Genomic DNA, 26,949 nt, shown 5'->3' on the forward strand with positions numbered 1-26,949 from the left:
CGTTGCTGCGGTGTTCATGGCTGATGCTCTCCAGAAAAAGCGACAGGCCTGGTGTGTCGTGGCCAGAATTATTCTTCGGTTTGTTTTTTTGCCGTCGTAAAAACAGAAGGGTTGTTGCCCTGCCTGTTCTTTGGCCGGGCCGGCTTGGCGTGGAACTAATCTCTGCTGACCCCGCGACTGATTCCAATGAGGGAAGACGAAATGACAGACATCCCAACTGCAAGGCAATACTGCGAAGCAGACGGGAATCCGTTGCCTGTGCCGCCCGCGCCACGGGATTTCGCCGGCCGCATCGTCGCCGAAGACAGTCGGTCCCTGGCTTTGCTTGATCTGGCCAGGCGGGTGGCTGCAAGCGATGCCACTGTTCTATTGTGCGGCCCCACCGGCTGCGGCAAGGAAGTCATCGCGCGCTACATACATGCGCAATCGACGCGGGCAGCGCGCCCATTCATTGCCATCAACTGCGCGGCAATTCCCGAGACTCTACTGGAGGCATCCTTGTTCGGTTTTGAGAAGGGCGCATTTACCGGTGCGGTTCGTGGCCAAATGGGCAAATTCGAACAGGCGCAACGGGGCACGCTGTTGCTCGATGAAATATCCGAAATGCCGCTGGCGCTACAGGCCAAACTGCTGCGGGTTCTGCAGGAGCGCGAACTTGAAAGAGTGGGCAGCAATAAAACCATTCCCCTCGACGTGCGCATCATCGCCACGTCGAACAGCGACATAGGCAAACTGGTCGAGGAGAACAGATTCCGGGCCGACCTGTATTACCGCCTCAACGTATTTCCACTTCAGATCGCTGCCCTGAAGCAGCGGCCCGGTGACATTGCCATTCTGGCGCGCGCCTCGCTGGCGCAACTGTGCGCGACTCGCGGTCAGCCCGTGCCTGAATTGTCGCCCACCGCCATGCAGTCGCTGCTGAAATATCACTGGCCTGGCAATGTGCGGGAATTGCAGAACACCATGCAGCGCGCCTTGATACTGAGCGGCGGAGGCCGCATCGGAGCGGAGCATCTGTGCCTGCCCGCCCACGCAAGAGTTGACCGCGTCGATTCTTCCAATATGGCAAAGCTATCGCTCGACATGAAATCGCTGGAACGCAATCATATTCTCGAAACCCTGGCTACGGTGAATTGGAGCCGCAAACTCGCCGTACAAAGACTGGGGATCAGCGAGCGCACCCTGCGCAACAAGTTGAGCCAATACCGTACTGAAGCATTCAACTGACGCGCACGGAATGATTACTGCACCCTTGATGATTAACAAACGTAAAGGCAAATTGAGTGCTCCCCACCCCCGTTCCACGACCGGCTTTGCACAGCCGACCGGCTTCGGCGGCGCGAAGCAGTACTTTGCGAAATCCCGCCTACGCTCCCGCCCCAGGGCGGGGCTGCTGATTTGCTCGCTGCGCTCGATTCGAACGAGGTGTGCTGTTTTCAGACCTCGCTGGTTTTCGCGGCTCAGCCGCTTGCCTGTTTTTCACGTAAATGAAGAGGAACCGCAATGGATATCAAAGCCCTCGACAACCTGATCAGCCAGCTTCATACTGCATCCGCACTCGCGTCAGGTAAATCCGCAGCGACCGGCGCGGTGCAAAACGCTCAAAGTTCCGCCTTCGGCGATCTGCTCAAAAACTCGCTCGATCAGGTCAATGCAACCCAACAGAACGCGGAACATTTGGCCAGGGATTTCGAACTGGGAACATCCGGCGTCAATCTGCATGAGGTAATGATTGCAGCATCGAAGGCCAACATTGCCTTCCAGGCCACCGTCCAGGTGCGCAACCGGCTGGTATCCGCTTATCACGACATCATGAGTATGCAGCTTTAAGGAAATGCCGATTAAGTACCTTGCCGTTCGGATCGAGCTTGTCGAAGCCCAGTGCTGGAGCGGCTTGCACTTCGACAAGCTCAGCGCGAACGGACTTGTTCGGTGATTTCTTAAGCTAAAAGACGCAGTTCGCTACGGCGAACATGGCGACACGGCGGAAATACAAGGCATGGCCGGCATGCGGTGCCTTACCAATCAGGTGAAACGAAATCCATTGGCAAACTTTTGGTTTTCCGCCGTCCCACGGGGATCCCAGATGAATTCCCGGTGGTCATTTCCTTTGGGCATGCCCGTTGTATCGCCGTGGTTTAATTTAACGGCCTCCAATGGCATGGAGGTCTCTCTCCAGCCGTGTGATGTAGCGCTGCACTCGGTTACGATCGCTTTCCTGCATGCCGATGAACTGGCAGCCCGAGCGTTTGCAGGCGAGACCGTTGCGCAAGGTGACTTCGTAGGTATTGCAGACCTTGAGCCCTGTGACAATGACGCCCAGGTCGGGCAGGGCGAGATGACAAATAGCGTAAGAATTGCCGGGTTCGAGATCGACGCTGTGGTGCTGGTCGATGAGCGCCACGCCGCCGCAACTGATATCCAGCACTGTCACCTCCGCCATGAGGTCCACTCCATCGATGGGCAGCATGATCCTGCATTTGAGAGGATGGACGATGCTGGTGGCGATGCGATAGTACTCTCGGCGCTGCATGCGGATGAGATTCTGTGGCACCCCAACACGGAAAGCGGCATGGCCCTTGTAGTTGACGCGGGTAGCCTGGGTTCCTGAAAACTTCACCTTGACGCGCTCGTGCGTGGTGGTAATCAACAGATGTTTGCTTTCGGCAAGTCTCTTGTTCAAGTCGTCATCCGGTCCGAGATCGAGCAGCAGCCCGTTGTTCGCAGGATCGAAACCGACGATCGAGGTCAGGATGAATTCGCTGCCGCCGTTGAAATAGACCGTGATCAGGGCGTTGTGTTTCATGATGCCGTGCAGAAGAAACGCAATCTCGGTGCGCGAATGGATGAGGTACTTGCTTTCCTCGTCGCTGATACTGAGGCCTTCGGCGGTCGCGCTGCTCATGGCTTGCTCTTTCCTTTCTCGAGACGGTAGAGCCAGGCAAGAAGCTCGGCGACTGCCACGTAGAGTTCCGGTGGAATGTACTGATCGAGATCGACCTGCATCAGCAGGGAAACCAGTTCAGGGGATTCGTGAACGTAGACGCCGTGTTCCCTGGCTTTTGCGATGATCGCCTCGGCCAGCAGACCGCGACCCTTGGCAAGCACGCGCGGCGCGGACTTGCCAGGCTCATAGGCAAGCGCGACTGCGCTGGAGCGAGAGTTAACCGGCATGGCGCGTCATGCGGAGATCGGAAACCGAGAGCCCCGCTGTCTCCAAGGCGCGAATCAAATTCGGGCAGTGTTGTTGCATCAGGCCAATGGCTTCCTCGCTGTCGGCTTGCAGGGTGATGGCAACATTGCCTTGCCGGATGCGCAGCCTGGCATCGACTGGCCCCAACACGGCCATGTCGAGGCTCAGCCGGGTATCCCAGCCCGATTGTTGTTGCTCGGGATCGCCTTGGGGTTGTTCGATGATTTCCCAGTCCATGGCCTGCCCGGGCCAGATATGTCCTTGCCATAGGATCTGGCAGGTTTCAAGCACCGACAGTTGATGCTGGATGATGTGCAATGTTTCCGGATGGACCGGAATTTCCTGCGCATTCGGTTCGTGACTGGCTATTGTCGTGGCATTGTCCTGCAACGCAATACCGGACATCGTCATCGGCACGGCGCCAAGCCCTGTACCCGCAGGGGTGGCGGCGCAACCCGTCACCCGGGGCGACAAACGACCCTGCGGTTCTTTCAGCAATTGTTCGAGCGGATGATCGCCGGCAGCCCACTGTGCCTGGTGGGATTCGTAAAACAGTCCGCTTTGCGACAGTGCCTGGCGCAAACGGGATTCGATCTCGATTTCCGCCATGGGCATGGATGCAAGCACAGGCGTCGCGCCTGCAGCGTGGAGGGGATCGGGCTGGGCACCGAGTGCCAAAGATGATACGAGACGACCAGCACTGCTCATGCTGGTCGTATAACTTTCACTGCCCGGCGTTTCCAGCAGGGCGAAACTCAGTCGCGGTTCGGTACCGACGTAAACCAGGCGCACACTTTGACCAGCCCGGGATTCTGCGGGGAGTTGCATGGCCAGGCTGTTTCCGGCCACCTGTACTTTAAAGCGACCATCCGGAAGTTGTTCCTGTATCCGTGCCACCACGGCTTGCCCTGGCGCCAGCCGGGTAACGCTGCTGACACGATCACCCCATTTCTCGGGCAGCTTCTGCGCCTCGGACAACAGCCTGACCTGCAGGTTCAGGTCCGGCTGCAACATGACGGTTCTGGAAAGATGACACGCCACGACAGCTTCATGGTGCGCAGTCCTGCGGATAGCTCTGCCCGAGCTTGCGCTCCAGCGCCAGAGAGGTGAGAAACTGCCTTGTTCGCGCCATCCATGGTTCGACCAGGTCGCGGATCGCGGCGTCGTCGGCGAGGATACGGCGGATAATCTCGCGCCTGCGTCCGAGTTGTGCCTCGTCCAATTGCCGCCCGTCTCCGGCGTCAGGAAGTTCGTCGATCAGCTTGCGGCAATCCAGTTCCAGGCGCACCAGCAGATCCCACTCGGAATTGCGGGCGGCAGCCAGCATCCGGCACGAGGTGTCCTTGAGAGTTTCATAGATCTGCATCATTTCTCGTCCTTCCACTTCAGACCCTGCGCAATTTGTTTTCGGTAGTGGTGGTGTTGCTACCCAGGCCTTTACCAATCGAATTCCATGCCTCGTTCAGTTCGCCCAGCAGACCGGCGACTTCATCGAGCATCTCCGGTTGGTTCTTCAGGTTAGCCAGCAGTAGCCGGCGGCACATGTACTCGTAAAGTGCATAAAGTTTTTCCGCGATCTTGCCGCCGGCATTGACGTCGAGACTGGCTTTCAGCCCCTGGTCGATGATGGAGATTGCCTTGGAAATGGCTTCGCCTTTGGCGCCAATTTCGTTGCGCTGCATATGCAGTTTTGCGGTGGCAATCGACAGGCGTGCGCCTTCATACAGCATGACGATCAGTTTGTGGGGATCGGCAGTCACGATATCGGTCTCGATGCCGACGCGCGCGTAGGCCTTGACTGCTGAGGTATGTGGTGTAGCAAACATCCTATCCTCCCGACGAGCTGGTGGTCGTCTTGTAGAACTGCTGTTGCAGGAAACTGCTGGTTTGATTCATGCCGATCATCATGGCGTCGAGCGCGCTGAACTGGGCTCGGTAGGTGGCTTCAATCGTGGCCAGGCGCTGGCTGAATGCGTCCTGTTGATTGCTGTTGTCCTTGATCGCGGCATTGATGCCCGCGGTCTTGTTGGCAAGCTGGCCGGTGCCGGTAGCGAGGATGTTGTCCGACAGCGTCGTTAACGATGCGCCGAAGGCGGCGACTAGCGCCACCGCATCGGTATAGTTACTGGCCAGCACGGCCTGTAGCTTGGCGGAATCTACGGCCAGCGTGCCATCCTTCTGCAGGGTGATATGGAGAGAGGGAAGCGATTTATAGTCACTGGTCGTCGTGATGCTGTCGCCGAGCGCAGTGCGCAACTGGCGCTGAATCGTGAGCGTGGTCGAATCACCTTGCAGAATGGCCTTTTTCGCCGTGGCCGCGGTGATGAGCGTATTGAAGTTGTTATAGGCGGCGACGAGCGCGTTAATCGCGGTGGTCAACGATGATTTGTCCTGCGATACGCTGAGTTGGATGCTTGCCGGCGTGTTCAGTTTGAACAGGTTCAGCGTAACGCCCTGCACTACGTCCGTCACCGTATTGCCTGGTTTCGTTATATCGATGCCGTCTACCGAAAAGTGGGCATCCTGTGCGACCTGAAGCTGGGACAGGTTTTGAGTGCCCGCGGAGTTGTAGGCGAGCAGGGATTGCAGTGCCGCGTCACCGGCGACCTCGATGCGCAGGCTGTTGACGGCGCCACTGTCGGTCGAAGTCAGCACCAGGCGATAGGGGGTGCCACTGCCGTCATTGACGATGGTTGCGATGACCCCGGCATTTTCGGCGTTGATGGCATCGCGGATGCCTGCCAGCGTATTGTTGCTGCTGTCGATGGTGACGCTGATCGGCGTCTTGGCGGCATTGGCGGTAAAGCTCGCCCCGCTATAGGTACCGCTGCCGTAGGTGCCGCCGCTGATGGTGCCGAAATCGATGGTGAGTGTTGTCGTTGCGCCGGTCCCGATGGCAGCCGTTGTGCTGGCAACGCCGCCGGCGACGATTTTCTGTGACTGGGCCAGCTGAGTGACGCCGATGGTGTAATTGCCCGCCACCGCAAAACTCGATGCGGATGCGGAAAGTATCGACGTGTCGCTGGATGTCGTCTGAAAGGCCGGGGTAGCCGTCGCGCTGGTCAGGCCCTTGGCCGCGGTTTGAAACCCCGCCAACACGCTTTGTATCTGACCGATGGCCGAAATTTGTGAATTGTAAGAAGTCTGCTTTTGCTGAAGCAGCACCAGCGGCTGATTTTCCAGTGTCATCAGCTGGGTCACGATGCCATTGACGTCCAGGCCTGAGCCAATGCCCGATGATGAAAGTGTCGTCATTGCGGTGACTCCCGATGTGCGTTAAGTAACTACTGTAATTTCGGCAGCAAATCCCCCGTACTTTAGGCAAAAGGCTAATAGGGCAGGTGTTCTGGGATTAGGGTATGAAAACAGCTTGTGGCGAAGCCGTGGCCCGCGGGATGGCAAATCCGAAGCGCCCCGTAATAGCGAGCGTAGCGAGCGAGGAACCGCCTTCCCCGGGAGGTGAAGGACGTGAGGGGGCACGTTTTTGTGCCTTGACGCGTTTTCATCGTTTGGGATAGCGCTGACGACCCTACGTCAGGTATTGTAGTTGACCAGTACCCCACCCGCTCCGTCAAGGGCCCGATGAATCGTCAATACTTCATCCGAGGGAATCTGGCGGATGATCTGCATGGTCTGCTTGTCGATGATGCGAATCCGGGGCATGCCACCGACCATGTCGATATGATAGTCGATTCCGGTGGATTTCGCCTTGAGTCCCTCTCCCACCTGCCGGGCGATCAGCAGCAGCGCGGCGGGTGACGAGGTTGACACCGGCAGCACAGGAGTGGAAGTGCCGGCGGCGACGGCTGGTGTCGTGACGGGCTCCGTCATGGGTGACGTCAACGGGCCTAACTGCATAGCCATTTGTATTACCTCAAGCGTTCGATCAATCGGGCTGGATCACTCCCGCCCGATTGAGGTCTTGCGATTACAGACGTTGCAGCAGTGCCATCACGCCATTGGGCTGCGAATTGGCTTGCGCCAGCATCGCCGTACCCGCCTGTTGCAGGATGTTGGCACGGGTCATCGCCGCCGTTTCCGCAGCGAAATCGGCGTCAGTAATGCGCGATTGGGCGGCAGAAAGATTGGTACTCGTGGCCTCCAAATTGGAAACGGTATGGCTCAGGCGATTCATGTTGGCGCCGAGCGTGGAGCGCAGGCCACTGGTGTAGCTTAGGGCACCATCGATGGCTGTCAGCAGGGCGCTTGCATTGGCGGTGGTGGATGAGCCGTTGAAGGTAGCAAGGCCAGTGTTCAAGGTATCCATCGCGCCGGCGGCACCTGAGGCAGCCGTGTCGATCTTGGTATTGCTGAACGATACCGACATCGTATTGCCCGCACCGGAATCAGCGCCGATCTGCAGTTGTGCCGAGCCTGAACCGTCCTCAGTGAGGATCGTGTCGTCAGCCGCGGCGGTCAAACCGGCGATCAGATCGGCTGCAGTGTCGTCGGCGCCGGCGGAGGTGGCTTGCAAGGTTACCTTGACGCCAAGATTGCTGAAATTGAGCACCTGGCTGCCATTGGCAGTCATATCTACAATGCTGATGGTTTGCGCATCGCCGGCGGTGTTGGTGAGGGTAATCGTTCCGGCACCGCTGCTGGTGAAAGTATAGGTTGTGCCTGCCTTTGCTCCGGAGACGTCGACGGCTGTGACCGAGGTGGCGGTCGCGGTGGTCAGCGTGTCGCCCACCACCAGGTCGGCGCCGGTGGCGTTGGTGTCGTTCAGCGTGGTTTGCAGGCTGCCGGTTAGCACCGATTGACCGTTAAACTTGGTGCGGTCGGCGACGGCGTTGATTTCCGTCTTGAGCTGTTGCAGTTCGGTGTTGATGTAGCCGCGATCGGTATCAGAAATGGTAGCGCTCGCGCCTTGAACGGCCAGTTCGCGCATCCGCTGCAGCATGCTTTGTTGTTCCTGAATGCCGCCTTCGGCAGTTTGCAGCATGGAAATGCCGTCATTGGCATTGCGCACGGCCTGGTTGATGCTCTTGACTTGCGCCGACATTTTAGTGGACACCGCGAGTCCGGCGGCATCATCCTTGGCGCCGTTGATGCGCAGACCTGTAGACAGGCGCTGCATGGCGGTTGCCAGGGAATTCTGCGACTGACTCAGGGCATTTTGCGAAACGAGTGAATTGATGTTGGTATTGATCATTGAAGACATGTGAATCTCCTTAATAATGATGGTCAGGTTTTCGGCATAAGTACCGTTAACTTCGGCCGCCGCTCGAACAGGGAGTGGAAACCGCCGTTGTTTTTGTTATCGGAGATTAGTTGAAGAAGTTTAGGCCCACATCACTTGACCACACCACAGAGGCTTCGTAGGGGCAGGGCCGGTTACCGCCTACAGAGTAAATCCGGCCGACAAGGCATGTGGCTTCGTGTTAAAGCCAGCGTGGATGTCGGGCACGACCGTGGTGTAAACCGGCATCTTGATGGTGCATGCAGATGACCTGTACTTGGCGGTTTCCATGACTTCCCCAGGAACGTAGGCTCGATTGGCGAGGGCTGGCGCAATCCGGAATCAGTTCAGTGCCAGCATCTGCATAAAGTACCAATTGTTGCGTCTTGCCGTCCCTGAACAAGAGCGTGAATCCCCAGCTCAGTTCTTGATACGGGGCATGTCCTGGGGCGTTGGATCGATGAGAGGAGCGGTAAATACGCGGTTCTTGCCGGCTCTTTTGGCTTCGTAGAGCGCATCATCCGCCCGGCTGACGAGGGATTCTTTCGTTTCGCCCGGGCGTTGCAGGGCGACGCCGGCACTGAAAGTGATCAGCAGGCGTTCATTATTGTTGAGGAAAAAGTGTTTGGTGAGACTGCGCTGCAGTCGCTTGATGACATTCTCGGCTTCTTCTATCCTGGTGTCGGGCAGCAGAATCAGAAACTCCTCGCCGCCATAGCGGGCAATGATGTCGTGCGGCCGCACCGTGGCCTTGACGAGTTTGGCCATATGCACCAACGCTTGGTCGCCCGCCTGGTGTCCATGGGCATCGTTGAGTCGCTTGAAGTTGTCCAGATCCAGAAGTGCGATAGACAGGGGGCTATGGTTGCGTTTGCTGCGCGAAAGTTCGCGCTGGAAGGCATCGTCGAGGCCGCGCCGATTGAGCACTCCGGTAAGTTGATCCTCGCGCACCAGTTCGCTGGCCTTCACGAGCTCCGCTTCCAGATGTCGAATTTTATTGTCCGCGTCTTCGACGCGCGTACGGACCGTGACAATTGCATCTCGTGAGCGTTGGGTATCCAGTTGTATCTGTTGCGTCTCATGCCGCAGTTCGTCAAACACCTTGCTCAGGGTGGCAATGTCATCTGTTTCGTGAATGACCTTGGAATAATACTTCAGCTTGTCGTGGTAAAAGCCGGTGCTCTGAGACATCTCATCGAGCTGGTTAATGAAGTGCGACACCATGTCCTTGAGCGTGGATTTGGCATCATTCAGACTGTGCTTTAGCACAGCCTGTTTGAAGACGATTTCCTTGAGGGCACGCTCCGCTTCCTCGATTAGATGGATATCGTCCGGATCGGCGAGTACTTGACGCACCAGCGCCAATTGACCTTGCAACCAGTTATCATCGACCACCAACTCGTGGATGTTGTCCAATAACAGACTCAACAGCCTCAGGACCCCGTCACGCAGGCCAGAGTCGTTTTTCAAACGCTTGTCAAGGTGTATCCGGAATTTCTCAAGGTCGCGCGTGAGTTTGGGTAGTTTGTTCCTGTCGTCTAGTTGGCGAATGCGCGCGGCAAGTGCGTTCGCCTCCGCTACAAGGGCTTTATCAGGTTCAAGCTGTGCCGCGATGACGGATTCGAGTATGTCCGCGAACCGTTCGCGCAGGGACGCGATAATTTCGAACTCATAGGCAACGTCGGCAGGCGGTATCGCTGTGCGGTTTATTTCCGGCGCGCTTGCTTCCATAGACGCGAGCGGTGCGGATGAAGCAAAGCTGCAGACTTCCAAATCCGGGACGCCAATCGAGGACTCCGACCTGGACCAGCTCTGAATCAAGGCTATGATGCGGTTATGAAGGACGACCGGGCTGGGGGTGGCAAGTACCCGATCCAGGCTTTTGCGCTTTCTTGCTGCGGTCCAGCCAACTTGCCTTGCTTCCAGTTGTTTAATCAACTCTGTAATTACTGAACCCCACGCGATATTTTCCATCTGGGGAGGCGTGGAGGGCGTGGCGCTATCGATGCCGGCTATTTCACGGTAAACTTGACAATAGTTCTCTGGCGTTGGCGCCACCCTTTTCGACACCAGTTGGTGCAGGGTCTTTCGCGCCACTTCGGTTGCATCTTCGAACGAGATATTCTGATTTGCTACCGGAGTAGTCATCATTCGTGTCCGAATGTTGTTTATGGCGAGCAAAATGGCAGTTAATGCTGCGCGCTGACCTTTTATTCGCCATTTGCGGCCTGCATACACTGAATTAGCTCGGGTACAGTGACCTTATCGGTAGATTCGGATCAAATCTTGAGGATGGCTGCAAGAATAACCATGCTAACGTTGCATGATTCATGCATGGCATGTTCCTCCGAGCAACGCCGTGCGCAGGTCAAGTGGGCGGCTGGTGCCGTCTGGCGCCAGCACTTTGGAGCCGCGCCTTGGTGCGGATTAGGGCGTCAGGGCGTGGAGGCACAGTGCACCAGTTGGTGCTTGATGGCGTAATGGGTGATCTCGGTGTTATTACGGAACTTCATCTTGGCCATGACTCGTGCCCGGTACACACTGACCGTCTTAGGGCTGAGGGAGAGCTTGGCGGCCATTTCCGAAAGCGCGGTGCCCGAAGCAATCATGCAGAGGACCTGATATTCGCGATCCGAGAGTGTTTCATGCAACGGTTGGTCGCTTTCGGTGCCGAATGAATTCGCCAGTTCCTCTGCCAGCGCCGCGCCGATGTATTTTTTCCCCTTGGCAACTGTGCGCACAGCATTGACCAGTTGTTCAGCGGCGCTGTGTTTGGTCAGGTAACCCGATGCGCCGGCCTTGAGCGCACGCACACCGAATTCTTTCTCACTGTGCATGGTAAGTATCAGCACCGCGAGTTTGGGTTGGTCGCGCCTCAGCAGTTTCAGGGTCTCTATACCGTTGCGATCTGGCAGCGTAATATCCAATACGACTACGTCGAATTGATGCTCACGCGCCAGACGTATGGCCTGGGCCGAATTTTCAGCTTCACCAGCGACTTCCATGTCTTCGCTGTCCAAGAGTATCTGCCGCAGCCCTTGGCGCAGGATCGCATGATCGTCTACCAGCAATATTTTTATTTTTGACACGTGTATCTATAATCCAAACAGGTCAGGTTTCCGGTCTTTATCGGTCGCTAGACCTTAGTTTTGAGGGCTCAAGGACAATTAAAAGAGCATTTGCTGCGTATCTGCTTGATCGCTCTCTATAATAGCGCTTGGCAACGGAATGGTAACGCAGACGCGAGTTCCCCGATCGACATTGCCCTCGATCTCGATCTCTCCTCCCAAAGCCCCGACTCTTTCCCGCATGTTACGTATGCCGAATGAACCGACTTTGTCCATGTCCCGCGTGGCAATGCCATGGCCGTTATCCTCGACCTCCAGAAGCACCATTTCATCGTCTCCAATCAGCGTAACAATGACCTTGGTCGCATTGGCGTGCTTTGAGATATTTGTCAGCGTTTCCTGAAAAATACGGAATAAGGCGGTCGATGCATCAGCGTCGAGGCTCACGATATCGGCATGGCAGTGGAGCTCGCAAGTAATGCCGAGCCGCTCTTCAAATTCCTGAGTCTGCCACTCGATGGCGGCCTGCAGGCCGTAGTCCAGTATGCCCGGACGCAAGCTCTGGGAGACATTGCGCACGGTATCCATCGCATGATCAAGCAAACTTGATGCTGAATCGATCTTCTGCGCCAGATCGGCCCGCTCCGCGGGCAGCCCGCCGCGCAGACGCATCAGGTCGATCTTGATCGCCGTCAGCGTGCTGCCCAGGTCGTCATGTAACTCCCGCGCGATACGCGCCCGTTCCTGCTCTTTGGCGAACTGAAGATGGCTGGAGAGCTCGCGCAATTGCTCCTGCGATCTCATGAGATCCAGCTGCAAGGTCCGGTTCTTCGTGATGTTGCTCATTATTCCATCGGAAAGTATTCCTCCCGAGGGCATTTCGCGATTGTTCGCCCGTATATTGATCCATTTAATATCTTGATACGACGGTATGCGGAATCTGCCCTCCCAATTGACTGTGGCCTGGCCATTCAGGATATTGGAATACATTTGGTGCAACGAGGCACGATCTTCCGGCACAACCAGGTCAAATAGATGTGCGGACGATTCTTTCAGCATCTCCGCCTCGATACCCAGCAGCGGCTTACACTGATCACTGACATAGAGAAACCAGATGTCTCCGTCGCGAAGCACCAGTGACTGGTACACCATGCCGGGAAGATTGGCGGCGATCATCCGGTAGCGCGCCTCACTTTCCTGAAGCGCAGTTGTGGCCATGTGGTGGCCTTTGTGTGCAGCGCATTTCCTTAACTCCAGTTTAACCACTCCAGGCAGCTGCTCCAGATTGGATTTCATGGTGAAGTTGGTGGCCCCGGACCTGGTCAGGACCGCCGCGACTTCCTCGCAAACCATGTTTGAAGTAATGATAAAGGGCACTTCCTGACCCCAGTCCGAGAGGATATCCAGGGCCCTCTGCGCACTGAATTGCTGGAGGCTATAGTCGCAGATGATCAGGTTCCAGCCGCCTTGCCGCAATGCGACAATCATTTCCGCCTCGGATTCGATCCTATGCGCTTCTATCGCGAAGCCTCCGGCTTCCAGCGCGTTACACACCAGATCGGCATCGTCTTGTGAGTCTTCAATTTGGAGCAGACGCAACGTCATGCTTACAGGAAACATTAGCGGGCGGCGTTTTGTTTAGGTCTGACCAATATAACTCAAGCTGCCCGTGACCTGACTGGTTTTATCGGACCAATTCGATCTGGAGATTCGTAGCTTCGGTTGTCGAACTGATTTCGCTACTCCGGCGGAATTCTGCCAAAGTAGCGTACTGCAAACTTGAATGCGGCCGGACTTCATTGTAGTGAATCCGCCAGTCTTCAATGACAATCCTGGCCTCGATTCGGTTGCGAAACTATTCCATCGCCAGGCGCTCTTCCCGAAACTTGCCGTTGAAGCTTTCGTTGGTGCCGTTCTGCCAAGGCTTGCCAGGATCGATGAAGGCCGTCTCGATCTGCTGTTCCAGCGCCCACTTCATTAGCGCGGTACTGACGTATTCCGGGCCGTTTTTGGATCGAATATAGCGGGGTGCGCCATGCACGCTGATCAGCCGGCTCAGGAGATGGGCACTTTGCTTTGTACCCTATGCGTGACCGACCCGTCTGCATCAGCCCACACGCTCGTCGCTGGCTCAATCCTCTTTCTACTGAAAAACGAGTTTGTTCCCGGCGAACCTGTGCGCTCACCATTTTTTTGCAGCAATCTCCATCATCACTCCGATCTCAAGATCCCGCTCAACCACCAACTTCTTCAGCCGCGTGTTCTCGGATTCCAAAGTCTTGAGCCGCTTCACATCGCTGCTACCATCTCACCAAACCGCTTGCGCCAGGCGTAGATCGATGCCTCTCTGACTCCATGCCGTTTGGCGACATCAACTACCGAATCCCCATCTGCCTCGCACAATATCCTGACGATCCGCTCTCGTCGTATCTGCTCTTCTTCATGCCTACTTCTCATCTGAGGAGCCATTATCGCTAGATCAGCCTGGTCCGAAAATATCCGATCAGGTCAGTTTCAACAAACCCGAGAAATCCACCGGTTTTCCTAAGGGGCTGTTCGCGCAATTGGTTTATTCGCTATTAACGGATGACCGTGATGGACTTGGCCTGACCTCCTGTTACCAGCCGCATCGCTTCAAGTTTGTACTCCAGCATGTTGGCTGCCCGTTCCACCTGCTCTCTCGTTATCTCGCATCTCATGTTCCAGGTAATAGGAACAAGGTCAGCCAGCTAGATGATTTTCAGGTCCGAGATACGTGAACTACAGGGGCAAGAGCAGAGGTTTAGGGCTAATCAAGATTTGCAATTTACAAAGGGAGGGAGCCATCCGCATTCACGGCAGTGTTGATTCGCCAGCACTGCCATTTGTATGACACTGCTGGTCGATTTGGACCCTAGTTTTCTGAGGAAACTGGCTCTGTGGGCTTCAACTGTCTTGTGGCTAATTTCGAGCATTTGCGCAATTTGCTTGCTTGTTTTTCCCTCAGCGACCAAGTTAAGCACTTCCTTTTCTCTCTGGGAGAGGCTATCAAACTTTTCAAAGTACCCCGTCGTCTTAGCCTTGCTTTCTAACTGATCCTTACACACCTTTAGCGCCGAGTTGATTGCGTCCAACAGGTCCTGGTTTTGATAAGGTTTTTGCAGGAAATCGATAGCCCCATTCTTTATGGCATGAGCTCCCATATGCGCATCCCCATATGCCGAAAGAAAAATAATGGGCAGTTGAAAGTTTCTTTCCAACAATACCTTCTGTAGCTGCAAACCGCTCATATTAGGCATTCTGACATCGACTATAAGACATCCTAGTGAACAGCTAATATTCTCGTCTAGAAAGCTCTGAGCCGATGCAAACTCTTCAACCTTGAGCGACATGGAACCCACTAGCCAAGCTATAGAATGCCTGACCGATTCCTCATCATCAATTACGAAAATTCTCGCATTATTTGAATCCATCGTTATGGTCTCCTCTATATCGTCCTGCTGGTCCTCATGCCCTGATAATCTAGAATTATTCTTGTGGTATGGGCAAAGTAAAACGGAATATTGATCCCTTCTTACCTGCTCTCGAATAAGTCAGATCACCTTCATGTGATTCAATAATCGAACGGCAGATAGTAAGTCCTATTCCCATACCATTAGGCTTGGTTGAAAAATAAGGCTCAAAAACTTGCTTGGCGATCCCTTTCTCCATTCCCTCTCCATGATCCTGCACTTTCACTTGTATTGCATTTTTGTTGTTGAGTTCGCTGCTGACAATAATAATGCGGCTCTCATTCGGCATGCCACGCACAGCCTCGATGCTGTTCTTTAGAAGATTAAAAAGCACCTGCTCAATCTCGATTTTGCATAACGGCACCAAGGGCAGGTTTGTTGCCAATGATTTTTTTACATTAATATTATTGCGCCGGATATCAAAATCCAAAAAGTTAATGATATCGTCAATTAAATGATTAATATTAGTGTATGTTTTATCTGGTTTGTGTTTGCTCACAAAATCCCGGACGCGTCCTAGAATTTGTCCCGCCTGCTCAAGGTGTTTGATGGCCAATCCAACACTATCACTTATTTCATCAACGCCTTTTACATTCTGTAGACGTAGCTGACATCCCAGAAGATAGTTCAATGCTGATACCAAAGGTTGGCCCATTTGATGAGCAAGTGCGGCGCCCATTTCAGAGGTGGAGTCGATCCTGGCCAATCGCGTTAGTTCTGCAAGCCTCAACCTTTCCAGTTCTTCGATCTTCTTGCGATAAGTGATATCGAAAAATGCCGCAACCAAAACTTGCTGATCTTGCAAGGGGAGAATGGACGAGCTGACGCTCAGCCAATGCCGCTTACCATCGTTCTTGATGCGCATTCCCACTTCGACACAGTCGATATGGTCGTTCTGGTAATCCTTGTTCAGCCACGGGAGATTTGATTTGGGGATTTTTGTGCCATCAGCCGAAAAGAAATCCCGGGCGAGTTTCTGCCAGTTAGTTAAACGAGTATTTTTGCCAACGAGTTTTTTGAAGCCCTGGTTCGCTTCGAGAATTTGCCCATCCTGTGCGGTGATCGATATGCCAATCGGTAGCATATTGAACAACATACGATATTTCCTCTCACTCTCGTTCGCGATCTGCTCAGCTTTTTTGCGTGTGATAATTTCCTGGTTCAGGTTGTTGACATGTTTTGTAAGTTCGGCTGTTCGTTCGGCAACAATTATTTCCAGTTTCTCAACGTTAGCCTTCAATTTTTCTTCAAGGTTTTTGTGATCTGAGATGTCCTGTAGAACCCATATGACACCCAGGTTCGGACGGTTTCGATCGATGATTCTCCCTGATATGACGCACCAGATATATGTCCCATCCTTGCGGACCATGGGACGTTCAGCGATATAAAAGGCGTTATCGTTATTTTTGAAAAAGCTGCGATCCTTCTCCCCGATTATCCTGTACGTATAATAATCCGGATAGAGTATGCTAACTGACTTGCCATCGAGTTCTTTTCTGTCATATCTGAACAGCTTCTCGAAATGCGGATTGCATTTTATTATGATTCTTTTTCGTACATAGCAAATCCCCACTGGAGTGTTTTGGAATATGGCATTATTTATCTCATGCTCTAGCATGGGAACGCCTTCCATATACTCGGTTTCGTCTTTACCAATATCAACAGCGTGGGCATCTGTCACTATCAGGGGCGCTCTGCAAAGGGTGCTGCCTAATATATAAACACAAAATCAGAATAACAAGCTTTATTACGCTAATTTCAATATTGCCAATAATAAACTACCGATTTTAGTCTGTGAGTGTGGCCACTGCTGTCCGGGTAATGAAGGGGCAAATTTCTGAAAGTCATGATTGACGCGGATTTTCTGAGCGATGAGGGGGTCGATTTGAACGGTGCTTGCCAATTCGGGCAGTCTTCCGGGCTTTTGTCCGGAGGCCGCCATGAACACCGGCAAGACGCTGTCCACCCAACCCATGGATTTCCGCTCGGTCGGTGCGGCAGTATTCCGAGCTTTATCCACGTCTCCGACGGCAGGCTGCACGCCGTCCATGCTCTCGAACAAGCGCTTCTTTGTAGTCAGAGAATGCGGTCAAGACACAAATCTGGATCGCGGTATCGGTCTATGTCCTCGTTGCCATTATCAATAAACGACTGAAACTGGATGCTTCTCTTTACACTTTGCTACAGATTTTGTCAGTTACGCTTTTCGAGAAAATGTCCTTGCAGCAAGCTTTTCCGGGCAGGGACGCCGGTTCCGACAACATCACTTTCAACAACCAGTTGAATCTATTTGCGTTTTAAACGGACAGCAGTGAAGTATGACCATAAATGATCGCCCTACAAATGGCTGAAAACGCTATAATCCGCCGCCTGTCTTGGCCGTGAGTCTGTAAAGGCGAACGGAATAGGCAAATTCACACGCCCGGCGCCGAATGGGTGATCCCGCAAGGGTTTGCAAGCGGCCGGGCGGAGGTCTTAACCCATATCGGAGATATCCCATGAGCACTACCATGCGTGAAATGCTGGAGGCGGGCGTCCATTTCGGACACCAGACTCGCTTCTGGAACCCCAAGATGGCTCCTTATATTTTCGGCCATCGCAACAAGATTCACATCGTCAATCTCGAAAAGACACTGGCCAAGTATCAGGAAGCGATGGCCTTCCTCAAGAAGCTGTCGGCCAAGAAGGGCTCCGTGCTCTTTGTCAGCACCAAGCGTCAGGCCCGCGAGATTCTCGCCGAGGAAGCGCAGCGCGCCGGCATGCCTTATGTCGACGAACGCTGGCTGGGTGGCATGCTCACCAACTTCAAGACCGTCAAGTTGTCGATCAAGCGCCTCAAGGATCTGGAGCAGATGTCGATGGATGGCACTTTCGAGCGCCTGTCGAAGAAGGAAGCGCTGACGGCCAAGCGCGAACTGGAAAAACTGCAAAAGAGCATCGGCGGCATCAAGGACATGACTGGTTTGCCCGATGCGCTGTTCGTGATCGATGTTGGTTATCACAAGATCGCCATCGTCGAAGCCAACAAGCTCGGCATTCCCGTGATCGGCGTGGTCGATACCAACCATTCGCCCGCAGGTGTCGATTTCATCATTCCTGGCAATGACGATTCGAGCCGCGCGATCCGTCTCTATGCTCAGGGCGCGGCGGATGCGATTCTCGAAGGCCGCAATCAGTCGATCACCGAAGTGGTGCAGGCGATGGCCGGCGACGACGAGTTCGTCGAGGTCAACGAGGAAGCTGGCGAGTAAATAATCAGCCATGGAGCAGGGATCATGGAGAAGATCGATTCAAGGGTTTTCTCTGGGTCCTCTGTGATCTCTGTGGTGTGTCTGTTTTGATTCTGGAGCAAACAATGGCGGAAATTACCGCAAGCATGGTGAAGGAACTGCGCGAGAAGACCGACGCGCCGATGATGGAATGCAAGAGGGCCCTGACCGAGGCCGCAGGGGACATGGACCGGGCCGAAGAGATTCTTCGCGTCAAACTGGGCAACAAGGCCAGCAAGGCGGCGGCGCGCATCGCCGCCGAAGGCGTGGTGTCTATTCATATCGCTGCCGATGGTAAAGTCGGCAGCATTTTCGAAATCAACAGCGAGACCGACTTCGTCGCCAAGAACGACGAATTCCTCAAACTGGCGGCCGATTGCGCCAGGCTGATCGCCGAAAAGAATCCTTCTGACATCGCTGCCCTGGCGGCGCTGCCGCTGGGCGAGGGGACTGTGGAATCGACCCGTGCCGCGCTGGTCGGCAAGATCGGCGAAAACATGTCGCCGCGCCGCTTCACCCGCATTGAGGCCAAGGGCAAGCTGGCTTCCTATATCCACGGCGGCGCGAAGATCGGCGTGCTGGTCGACGTGGTCGGTGGCGACGAACAACTGGCCAAGGATCTGGCTATGCACATCGCCGCTTCCAAGCCGAAGTCGCTGGATGCCTCCGGTGTTCCTGCTGAACTGCTTGAAACCGAACGCCGTATCGCCATCGAAAAGGCGCGCGAAGCCGGCAAGCCCGAAGCTATGCTGGATAAGATCGCCGAAGGTACGGTGCAGAAATATCTCAAGGATGTGACCCTGCTCGGCCAGGTCTTCGTCAAGGCCGCGGACGGCAAGCAGACCATCGAGCAATTGCTGAAGGCAAAGGGTGCCTCGGTCGCCGCTTTCGCGCTGTACGCGGTCGGCGAGGGCATCGAGAAGAAGGTCAACGATTTCGCGGCCGAGGTTGCGTCTCAGGTCGCGGCCCAGGCGGCGGTCAGGAAAGACTAAGCCGATGCCAGAAGCCGGCAAGCCCGTCTACAAGCGCATCCTGCTCAAGCTCTCAGGTGAAGCCCTGATGGGCGATGATGCCTATGGCATCAATGGCGCCATGCTGGCCGGGATTGTTGCCGAAATCAGGTCGGTGGCCGAACTTGGCGTCGAGATCGGCGTCGTCATCGGCGGCGGCAATATTTTTCGCGGCATGGCGGGCGCCTCGACCGGTATGGATCGGGCGACGGCCGATTACATGGGCATGCTGGCGACGGTGATGAATGGCATGGCCTTGTCCGATGCCCTGCGTCAGGCTGGAATCAATTCGCGCGTGCAGTCGGCCCTTTCCATCGAGCAGGTGGTCGAGCCTTACATTCGTGGCAAGGCGATCCGCTATCTCGAAGAGGGCCGGATCGTCGTGTTTGCCGGCGGTACCGGCAATCCTTTTTTCACCACCGATACTGCGGCCGCCTTGCGCGGTTCGGAGATCGGTGCCGAGATCGTGCTCAAGGCGACCAAGGTCGATGGGATTTACACGGCCGATCCGAAACTGGATCCGCAGGCCACGCGCTACACGCGCATCAGCTTTGACGAGGCAATCAGTCGCAACCTCAGGATCATGGATGCGACGGCGTTTGCCTTGTGCCGCGACCAGCGCCTGCCGATCAATGTGTTTTCAATTTTCAAGCCCGGCGCGTTGAAGCGCGTCGTGGCCGGCGAAGACGAAGGTACTTTTGTTCACGTTTGACACTAACGGAGATTGGTGATGATTGCCGAACTCAGAAAATCAACCGAGCAGCGCATGCAAAAGAGCATCGATGCACTCAAGAGCGACTTGGGCAAGATCCGCACCGGGCGCGCCCATACCGGCATCCTCGACCATGTGCAGGTCGAGTATTATGGCTCCATGGTGCCACTCAGCCAGGTGGCGGGGGTGACCCTGATCGATGCCCGTACCATCGGCGTCCAACCTTGGGAAAAGCCCATGCTGGCCAAGGTCGATAAGGCGATTCGCGAGGCCGATCTGGGCCTCAATCCGGCCGCACAGGGCGACGTGATCCGCGTGCCGATGCCGTCATTGACTGAAGAGCGTCGCCGCGAGCTAATCAAGGTGGTCAAGCAGGAAGGCGAAAACGCCAAGGTGGCGATCCGCAACCTGCGCCGCGATGCCAACAACCACCTCAAGGACGCGCTCAAGAAAAAGGAAGTCTCGGAGGACGACGAACGTCGCGCCCAAGACGACATCCAGAAGCTGACGGATCGCTTTGTCATCGAAGTCGACAAGCTGCTGGCCGACAAAGAGAAGGATTTGATGGCCGTCTGAAGCGGTCATAACTCATGACTCACGTCAGTTCGACGCAGGAGATACCGGAGGCCAGCAGCATGCCCCGGCATGTCGCGATCATCATGGACGGCAACGGCCGCTGGGCGAAAAAGCGCCATTTGCCGCGCGCGGCCGGGCACAAGAAGGGCGTCGATTCGGTCCGTGCCATGGTGGGCGCGTGCATTGGGCGTGGCATCGAATACCTGACGATATTTGCCTTCAGTTCCGAGAACTGGCGCCGTCCCGAGGAAGAAGTGTCTTTCCTGATGGGACTCTTCAACTCGGTGCTCGAAAGAGAGATCGGCAGGCTGCACAAGAATGGCGTGCGCCTCAAGCTGATCGGCGATCTTTCCCGCTTCGAGCCGCGACTGGTGGAACTGATCCGGCATGGCGAAGCGCTGACCGCGGACAATCGCAAGCTCACACTGACAGTGGCGGCCAATTACGGCGGCCGCTGGGACATCATGCAGGCCGTCAATGCCCTTTGCCGCGAGCATCCGCAGCAAGCCGGCCAATTCACCGAGCAGGATCTGGCGCCTTATCTCGCGATGGCCTATGCGCCTGAACCGGATTTGTTCATCCGCACCGGCGGCGAGCAGCGGGTAAGCAATTTTCTGTTGTGGCAACTGGCGTATACCGAATTTTATTTCACCGACAAGCTGTGGCCCGAATTCAATGCCCAGGCTCTGGATGCGGCCATCGTTTCCTACCGCAGCCGTGAGCGCCGCTTCGGTCGTACCAGCGAGCAACTCATGGCGACTGCCGACGTGATAGCTGCCAAGGCTGCTGATAAACCGCTCGTCCAAAATGCTTGAGCAGCGCGTCGTCACGGCGCTGGTTTTGCTTGCCGTTTTAGTCTCGATCCTGTTCTTTCTACCCGCCGCCGGTGCGGTTGCCGCGTTTGCGCTTATCGCCACGCTGGCAGCCTGGGAATGGAGTCGTCTGCTGTTGGCTTCCAGGCAGGGCCGCGTGCTGTTCCCGCTTTGGATTTTGGCCTGCTGTGGTTTATGTCTGTTGTATCCCCAATTGCAGTTGTTGTTGTGTGCACTGGCCGCTGTGTTCTGGTTGCTGGTTCCCGTCTGGCTTGCGCGGCGCTGGCCGTTGCCGCATGGAGTGATGGGGTATTTGATCGGCACCGTTGTGCTGCTGCCGGCCTGGATCGCCATGACGCATCTGCATGATGCAGGCCCCTGGGTGTTGCTGGCGGCACTGGCGCTGGTGTGGGCGGCCGACATTGCCGCCTATTTTGTTGGCCGTGCGCTGGGACGTCACAAGCTGGCTCCCGCCATCAGTCCCGGCAAGACCTGGGAAGGGGCCGCAGGCGCGGTGATTGGCGGTCTGGTTTATGTGTTTTTATTGCGGCAATATGCCGGACTGTCCATTCCGGTAAACCTGTTCATGCTTGCGCTCGGAACGATGTTGCTGATTGCCGTCAGCATTGTTGGCGATTTGTTTGAATCGATGATCAAGCGCCAGGCGGGGGTCAAGGATAGCAGCCAGTTGCTGCCCGGGCACGGTGGCATTCTGGATCGTATCGATAGCCTGACTTCGACGTTGCCGATGCTGGTGGTTATAAGCAGTTTCTGGCAGCAGACATGACCCGCAAAAAAATTACCCTGCTCGGAGCTACCGGCTCCATCGGCGCCAGCGCGCTGGATGTGATCGCGCGCCATCCCGAGCGCTATGAGGTCTTTGCGCTGACGGCCCATCGGCAGAACGATGCCCTGTTCGACCTGTGCCATCGTTATCGTCCGGCCTATGCCGTTACGGCCACGGCAGAGGCCGCCATGGCCTTGCGCGCGAAGCTGATGGAAGCAGCCGTTGCGACGGAGGTACTGCACGGCAGCGAGGGCCTGACTGCGGTGGCACAGGCGCCCGAGGTGGATAGCGTTCTCGCCGCCATCGTCGGAGCAGCAGGGTTGGTGCCGACGCTGGCCGCGGTGAAAGCGGGCAAGCAGTTGCTGTTGGCCAACAAGGAAGCACTGGTCATGGCCGGGCAGCTTTTCATGACCGAAGTGGCCCGCTCGGGTACGGTGCTGCTGCCGATTGACAGCGAACACAATGCGATATACCAATCAATTACAAGATATATATCGAATAACCTATCAGCATGTGGCGTGCGCAAGATCATCCTCACCGCTTCCGGTGGTCCGTTCCGGACCGCTTCGCGGAAAAGCCTGGAGTCAGTCACCCCCGAGCAGGCCTGTGCGCATCCCAACTGGTCGATGGGCCGCAAGATTTCCGTTGACTCGGCGACCCTGATGAACAAGGGGCTGGAAGTCATCGAAGCGCACTGGCTGTTCGACATGCCGCCCGAGCGCATCGACGTCGTGGTGCATCCGCAAAGCGTCATTCATTCGCTGGTCGAATACGTGGATGGTTCCACCCTGGCCCAGCTCGGCAACCCGGACATGCGCACGCCGATTGCGTATGCGCTGGCTTATCCCGGACGCATCGATGCCGGCGTCAAACCCCTGGATTTGTTCGAGGTGGCGCAACTCACCTTTGAGCGTCCCGACCGGCAGCGTTTCCCCTGTCTCGACCTGGCTTACCAGGCGTTGCGTGCCGGTGCTGCCGCTCCTGCAGTATTGAACGCGGCCAATGAGATCGCGGTCGAAGCCTTTCTCGACCGGCGTCTGCCATTCATGCGAATCGCCGCGGTGATTTCCTCGACCCTCGATCAGGCAGCGGCTCATGAGGCACTCGGCATTGAGCAGGTGCTGGAGGTCGATCGCCAGGCCCGGCAGATAGCGACCGGGATGGTCCGGCGTTACGGCGCATGAGCATGCTCTGGACCGTGGGAGCGTTTATTGTGGCGCTGGCGCCGCTGATCATGGTGCATGAGTTCGGCCATTATCTGGTGGCGCGTTGGTGCGGGGTCAAGGTGTTGCGGTTTTGCGTCGGATTCGGCAAACCGCTATTGTCGAAGCGCTGGAGCAGGGATGGTACCGAATGGGCGCTTGCCGCCATTCCTTTTGGTGGCTACGTCAAGATGCTCGACGAACGCGAGGAGCCGGTAGCACCCGAGTTGTTGCCGTTCGCCTTCAATCGCCAGCCGGTTTTCAAACGCATGCTCATCGTGGTGGCGGGCCCGCTCACCAACCTTCTGTTTGCCGCTGTCATTTACTGCGGCATTTTCATGGCCGGCGTGACCGATCTCAAGCCGATACTGGGCGAACCGGCAGCCGGGAGCCCGGCGGTGCTGGCCGGTTTTCAGTCGGGTGATCGTGTCACCTCGATCAACGGGGAGGCGATTGCGACCTGGTCCGAGATGCGCAAGGCCCTGCTCGAAGCGATGATGGACCGGCAGCAGTTGGAAATAACTGTCGTTACCAGCGGCAATCATGCAGAGATACGAGCACTCAAGCCCGTGCTGACCCAGGACGGCGATCTTGAGGGGGATCCGGCGGAAAAACTCGGCATGACGCTTCTGCGTCCCCGGCTGGATCCGGTGATTGGCGCGGTGACGCCGGATTCCCCGGCGGCGTTGGCCGGACTACAGCCGGGCGACGTCGTGCTCTCCATTGATGGCAGCGTCATCGCGAATTGGGGGCAGGCGGTGGAGCGCATACGCCCGGCCTATGACAAAGTGCTGACGATCGACGTTATGCGTTCAGGTACGCAAAAACGATTCCAACTGGCCCCGGTCAGGATCATCGAGAATGGGCTGCCCATTGGAAGGTTGGGGATTGCAGTTAAGCCCGATCCGGAGCGCTACGCGCCGTTGATGATCGAGGTGCGCTATGGCTTGTTCCAATCCCTGGGGCATGCTGCGGTCGAAGTCTGGGATACTTCGGCGCTCAGCCTGCGCGTGATCGGGCGCATGATTGTGGGGCGGGTTTCGATCAAAAATATATCCGGCCCGGTGACGATTGCCGACTATGCGGGGCAGTCGGCAAAGATGGGTATATCACCTTATCTGCGCTTCATTGCGTTCATCAGCATCAGTCTCGGCGTACTCAACCTGCTGCCCATTCCAGTGCTGGATGGCGGGCATTTGATGTATTATCTGGTCGAACTTTTCAAGGGCAGTCCAGTCTCCGACAGTGTTTTGGAAGCCGGTCAGAAAATCGGTTTTGGCATTCTCGGGCTGCTGATGCTGTTTGCTTTGTACAACGACATACACCGTTTGATTGCCGGCTGATGACATGAAAAAAACCGTTATGGCGGGGCTGTTATCAGCCTTGTTTGCTTCCTCAGCCAGTGCATTCGAGCCTTTCGTCGTCAAGGACATTCGAGTCGAAGGTATCCAGCGCACTGAAGCCGGCACCGTATTTGGTTATCTGCCGGTCAAGGTCGGCGAAACGATGACCGATGAAAAAGCGGCACAGGCGGTCAAGGCCTTGTTCGCCACCGGATTCTTCAAGGATGTGCGGCTCGAAATCGACAATAACGTGCTTGTTGTCGTCATCGACGAGCGGCCGGCGATTGCCTCCATTACGTTTTCCGGCATGAAGGCGCTGGACGGCGACCAGCTCAAGAAGTCGATGCGCGATATCGGCATGGCGGAGTCGCGGATTTTCGACCGCGCCCTGCTCGATAGTGCCGAGAAGGAAATCAAGCGCGTCTATCTCTCGCGCGGCTACTACGCCGCCAACGTGACGACGACGGTAACGCCGCTGGAACGCAATCGCGTCGGCATCAGTTTCACCGTCGATGAAGGCGAGATCGCCAAAATCAAGCAGATCAACATCATCGGCGCCAAGGCGTTCAAGGAGTCGGATCTGCTGGATCGTTTCACGCTGAGGACGCCGGGCTGGATGACCTGGTACACCAAGAACGATCAGTACTCGAAGCAGAAGCTTTCGGGGGATATAGAAACGCTGCGTTCCTTCTATCTCGACAACGGCTATCTCGAGTTCGAGCTCGAGTCGTCGCAGGTATCGATTTCTCCCGACAAGCGCGATATCTACATCACCATCAGCATCAAGGAAGATGCGAAGTACACCGTTTCAGGAATCAAATTGGCGGGCAATCTGCTGTTGCCAGAAGCCGAGTTGAAGAAGCTGGTCACCATTACGGCGGGCGAAACCTATTCGCGGCAAAAGCTCAACGACAGCACCAAGGCCATCAGCGAACGCCTGGGAAATGAAGGCTATGCCTTTGCCAACGTCAATGTGGCGCCGGAACTGGATCACGAAAAACATAGCGCCGCGTTTATCATATTCATCGACCCGGGCCGCCGCGTTTATGTGCGACAGGTCAACGTGGTTGGCAACACGCACACCCGCGATGAAGTCATCCGCCGCGAAGTGCGGCAGATGGAAGCCAGCTGGTATGACGGTACCAAGATCAACCGTTCCAAGTCGCGTGTGGACAAACTCGGTTATTTCGAGGAAGTGGCGGTTGAAACGCCGCCGGTGCCAGGTTCTACTGACCAAGTGGATTTCAACGTAAAGGTAAAGGAAAAACCGACCGGCAGCGTCACGCTGGGCGCGGGGTTCGCCAGTTCCGAAGGCCTGATTCTTTCCGGCTCGATTCAGCAGGACAATATTTTCGGTAGCGGCAAAAGTATCGCGGTTCAGGTAAACACCTCGAAGTCGAACTCAGTCCTTTCCCTGTCCTATACCAACCCCTACTACACCATCGACGGCGTCAGCCGCGGCTTCGATGTTTATCAGCGCAAAACGGATACTGGTAAATTAAGCTCATTGGCGGCGTATGGGGTGTCGTCCTTCGGCGGCGGGGTTCGTTATGGGGTGCCGCTTTCCGAAGAAGATGGCGTGTCTTTCGGGTTGGCGGCGGATTCGAGCAAAATCGATTTGACCGCGTTTAGCCCCCTGATCTATCAAAACTACGTCGCACAGAATGGTTCCGAATTTTCAACGATCCGCGCTTCCGCCGGTTTTGGCCAGGACTCGGTCGACAGCCGCATATATCCAACCAAGGGCCGCATCCAGCGCGTCGGTCTGGAGACTACAGTGCCAGGCGGGACGGGGGCGTTAAAATACGCGCGTGCTAACTACCAGTATCAGGTTTTCTATCCGCTGTCGCGCATCTTTACCCTGATGCTGAACGGCGAAGCGAGCGTGGCGTCGGGCTATGGCGGCAAGGAGATGCCGTTCTGGCTCAATTACTATGCTGGCGGCATCGGGTCGGTGCGCGGCTTCGAGAATGGCACCCTGGGTCCCTTTGATGCAGCAACGGGCGAATATCTCGGCGGCACGCGCCGTCTTGTCGGCAATGCCGAGGTATTGTTCCCCATGCCGGGAATGGGCACCGACAAGTCGCTCCGCTTGAGTGCCTTCCTCGATGCTGGCCAGATTTGGGGCAAGAGCCAGAGCATTGCCCTGGGCGATTTGCGTTTCAGCACCGGCCTGGCGTTTACCTGGTCTTCGCCGATGGGACCGCTGAAGTTCAGCCTGGCTCGCGCTCTCAAGAAAGAAACCAACGACAAGGTCCAACTGTTCCAGTTCCAGCTCGGTTCCGTGTTCTGACGTAAGGAGACACA

At 55.9% G+C, this 26,949-nt stretch carries 25 protein-coding genes and 2 pseudogenes; 12 read left to right on the forward strand and 15 right to left on the reverse strand.

The genetic code is table 11. The features are described from left to right. Nucleotides 1–201: 201 nt before the first annotated feature. Nucleotides 202–1,227 carry a sigma-54 interaction domain-containing protein gene (locus tag K5E80_RS00425; RefSeq protein WP_281420155.1) on the forward strand — a complete coding sequence of 342 codons (1,026 nt, stop codon included), beginning with the start codon at nucleotides 202–204 and terminating at the stop codon, nucleotides 1,225–1,227. Between the two features lie 276 nt (nucleotides 1,228–1,503). After that, nucleotides 1,504–1,830, forward strand: coding sequence for a flagellar hook-basal body complex protein FliE (gene fliE, locus K5E80_RS00430; protein WP_220634301.1), 327 nt, complete (start codon nucleotides 1,504–1,506; stop codon nucleotides 1,828–1,830). A 313-nt stretch (nucleotides 1,831–2,143) separates the two neighbouring features. On the opposite strand, the gene K5E80_RS00435 is transcribed toward fliE, so the two are convergent. The 15 genes and pseudogenes from K5E80_RS00435 to K5E80_RS00505 all read right to left on the reverse strand — a co-directional run bounded on the left by K5E80_RS00435 (nucleotide 2,144) and on the right by K5E80_RS00505 (nucleotide 16,981). Then, entirely contained in the window at nucleotides 2,144–2,905 is a 762-nt protein-coding gene (locus tag K5E80_RS00435; RefSeq protein WP_220634302.1) for a flagellar brake protein, read from the reverse strand. Next, the gene (locus K5E80_RS00440) at nucleotides 2,902–3,174 is read right to left on the reverse strand and encodes an EscU/YscU/HrcU family type III secretion system export apparatus switch protein (protein WP_220634303.1); all 273 of its coding nucleotides are present in this window, start codon (nucleotides 3,172–3,174) and stop codon (nucleotides 2,902–2,904) included. The genes K5E80_RS00435 and K5E80_RS00440 overlap by 4 nt, the downstream gene beginning before the upstream one ends. Continuing rightward, a complete protein-coding gene (gene fliK / locus K5E80_RS00445) occupies nucleotides 3,164–4,207 on the reverse strand; it encodes a flagellar hook-length control protein FliK (RefSeq protein WP_220634304.1) in 1,044 nt (347 codons plus the stop codon). Before fliK ends, K5E80_RS00440 begins: the two co-directional genes overlap by 11 nt. 34 nt (nucleotides 4,208–4,241) lie before the next feature. Next, the gene (locus K5E80_RS00450) at nucleotides 4,242–4,562 is read right to left on the reverse strand and encodes a flagellar protein FliT (protein WP_220634305.1); all 321 of its coding nucleotides are present in this window, start codon (nucleotides 4,560–4,562) and stop codon (nucleotides 4,242–4,244) included. 16 nt (nucleotides 4,563–4,578) lie between these two features. Continuing rightward, complete coding sequence (gene fliS / locus K5E80_RS00455; protein ID WP_220634306.1) at nucleotides 4,579–5,019, reverse strand: flagellar export chaperone FliS; 441 nt, start codon at nucleotides 5,017–5,019, stop codon at nucleotides 4,579–4,581. Nucleotide 5,020: 1 nt separating this feature from the next. Further along, nucleotides 5,021–6,448, reverse strand: coding sequence for a flagellar filament capping protein FliD (fliD, locus tag K5E80_RS00460; protein WP_220634307.1), 1,428 nt, complete (start codon nucleotides 6,446–6,448; stop codon nucleotides 5,021–5,023). A 279-nt stretch (nucleotides 6,449–6,727) separates the two neighbouring features. Further along, on the reverse strand, nucleotides 6,728–7,057 hold the full coding sequence (locus tag K5E80_RS00465) for a flagellar protein FlaG (RefSeq protein WP_220634308.1): 330 nt from the start codon (nucleotides 7,055–7,057) through the stop codon (nucleotides 6,728–6,730). Between the two features lie 64 nt (nucleotides 7,058–7,121). Next, entirely contained in the window at nucleotides 7,122–8,354 is a 1,233-nt protein-coding gene (locus tag K5E80_RS00470; RefSeq protein WP_220634309.1) for a flagellin N-terminal helical domain-containing protein, read from the reverse strand. A 438-nt stretch (nucleotides 8,355–8,792) separates the two neighbouring features. Further along, complete coding sequence (locus K5E80_RS00475) at nucleotides 8,793–10,523, reverse strand: GGDEF domain-containing protein (protein WP_220634310.1); 1,731 nt, start codon at nucleotides 10,521–10,523, stop codon at nucleotides 8,793–8,795. Nucleotides 10,524–10,807: 284 nt separating this feature from the next. Beyond that, nucleotides 10,808–11,461 carry a response regulator gene (locus K5E80_RS00480; RefSeq protein ID WP_220634311.1) on the reverse strand — a complete coding sequence of 218 codons (654 nt, stop codon included), beginning with the start codon at nucleotides 11,459–11,461 and terminating at the stop codon, nucleotides 10,808–10,810. Nucleotides 11,462–11,539: 78 nt separating this feature from the next. Next, on the reverse strand, nucleotides 11,540–13,045 hold the full coding sequence (locus K5E80_RS00485) for a sensor histidine kinase (RefSeq protein ID WP_220634312.1): 1,506 nt from the start codon (nucleotides 13,043–13,045) through the stop codon (nucleotides 11,540–11,542). 79 nt (nucleotides 13,046–13,124) lie between these two features. Further along, nucleotides 13,125–13,884: pseudogene (locus K5E80_RS00490) on the reverse strand (integrase core domain-containing protein). Nucleotides 13,885–14,232: 348 nt separating this feature from the next. Then, entirely contained in the window at nucleotides 14,233–14,892 is a 660-nt protein-coding gene (locus K5E80_RS00495; RefSeq protein ID WP_220634313.1) for a response regulator transcription factor, read from the reverse strand. 55 nt (nucleotides 14,893–14,947) lie between these two features. Next, nucleotides 14,948–16,612, reverse strand: a complete 1,665-nt coding sequence (locus K5E80_RS00500) for a PAS domain-containing sensor histidine kinase (protein WP_220634314.1) — start codon at nucleotides 16,610–16,612, stop codon at nucleotides 14,948–14,950. A gap of 66 nt (nucleotides 16,613–16,678) precedes the next feature. Continuing rightward, nucleotides 16,679–16,981 (reverse strand): hypothetical protein, encoded by a 303-nt coding sequence (locus K5E80_RS00505; RefSeq protein WP_220634315.1) that lies wholly within the window; start codon nucleotides 16,979–16,981, stop codon nucleotides 16,679–16,681. Nucleotides 16,982–17,007: 26 nt separating this feature from the next. Between K5E80_RS00505 and K5E80_RS16615 the strand changes: the two are divergent. From K5E80_RS16615 to bamA, 10 genes and pseudogenes are all read left to right on the forward strand, one after another. Then, nucleotides 17,008–17,232 (forward strand): annotated as a pseudogene (locus tag K5E80_RS16615) (IS4 family transposase); the annotation flags it as partial. A 197-nt stretch (nucleotides 17,233–17,429) separates the two neighbouring features. Beyond that, complete coding sequence (gene rpsB / locus K5E80_RS00515; protein ID WP_220634316.1) at nucleotides 17,430–18,182, forward strand: 30S ribosomal protein S2; 753 nt, start codon at nucleotides 17,430–17,432, stop codon at nucleotides 18,180–18,182. Nucleotides 18,183–18,286: 104 nt separating this feature from the next. Beyond that, complete coding sequence (tsf, locus tag K5E80_RS00520) at nucleotides 18,287–19,192, forward strand: translation elongation factor Ts (protein ID WP_220634317.1); 906 nt, start codon at nucleotides 18,287–18,289, stop codon at nucleotides 19,190–19,192. Between the two features lie 4 nt (nucleotides 19,193–19,196). Continuing rightward, a complete protein-coding gene (pyrH, locus tag K5E80_RS00525) occupies nucleotides 19,197–19,922 on the forward strand; it encodes a UMP kinase (RefSeq protein WP_220634318.1) in 726 nt (241 codons plus the stop codon). 18 nt (nucleotides 19,923–19,940) lie between these two features. Further along, entirely contained in the window at nucleotides 19,941–20,498 is a 558-nt protein-coding gene (gene frr, locus K5E80_RS00530; protein WP_220634319.1) for a ribosome recycling factor, read from the forward strand. Between the two features lie 14 nt (nucleotides 20,499–20,512). Continuing rightward, nucleotides 20,513–21,313, forward strand: coding sequence for a polyprenyl diphosphate synthase (gene uppS / locus K5E80_RS00535; protein ID WP_220634320.1), 801 nt, complete (start codon nucleotides 20,513–20,515; stop codon nucleotides 21,311–21,313). Next, nucleotides 21,306–22,097, forward strand: coding sequence for a phosphatidate cytidylyltransferase (locus tag K5E80_RS00540; protein WP_220634321.1), 792 nt, complete (start codon nucleotides 21,306–21,308; stop codon nucleotides 22,095–22,097). The genes uppS and K5E80_RS00540 overlap by 8 nt, the downstream gene beginning before the upstream one ends. Then, complete coding sequence (gene ispC / locus K5E80_RS00545) at nucleotides 22,094–23,281, forward strand: 1-deoxy-D-xylulose-5-phosphate reductoisomerase (RefSeq protein ID WP_220634322.1); 1,188 nt, start codon at nucleotides 22,094–22,096, stop codon at nucleotides 23,279–23,281. The genes K5E80_RS00540 and ispC overlap by 4 nt, the downstream gene beginning before the upstream one ends. Next, complete coding sequence (gene rseP / locus K5E80_RS00550) at nucleotides 23,278–24,642, forward strand: RIP metalloprotease RseP (RefSeq protein WP_220634323.1); 1,365 nt, start codon at nucleotides 23,278–23,280, stop codon at nucleotides 24,640–24,642. Before ispC ends, rseP begins: the two co-directional genes overlap by 4 nt. A gap of 4 nt (nucleotides 24,643–24,646) precedes the next feature. Further along, complete coding sequence (gene bamA / locus K5E80_RS00555) at nucleotides 24,647–26,935, forward strand: outer membrane protein assembly factor BamA (RefSeq protein ID WP_220634324.1); 2,289 nt, start codon at nucleotides 24,647–24,649, stop codon at nucleotides 26,933–26,935. Nucleotides 26,936–26,949 lie beyond the last annotated feature (14 nt).

Origin of the sequence: Georgfuchsia toluolica (genome assembly GCF_907163265.1) — a bacterium.
GTDB lineage: Bacteria > Pseudomonadota > Gammaproteobacteria > Burkholderiales > Rhodocyclaceae > Georgfuchsia > Georgfuchsia toluolica.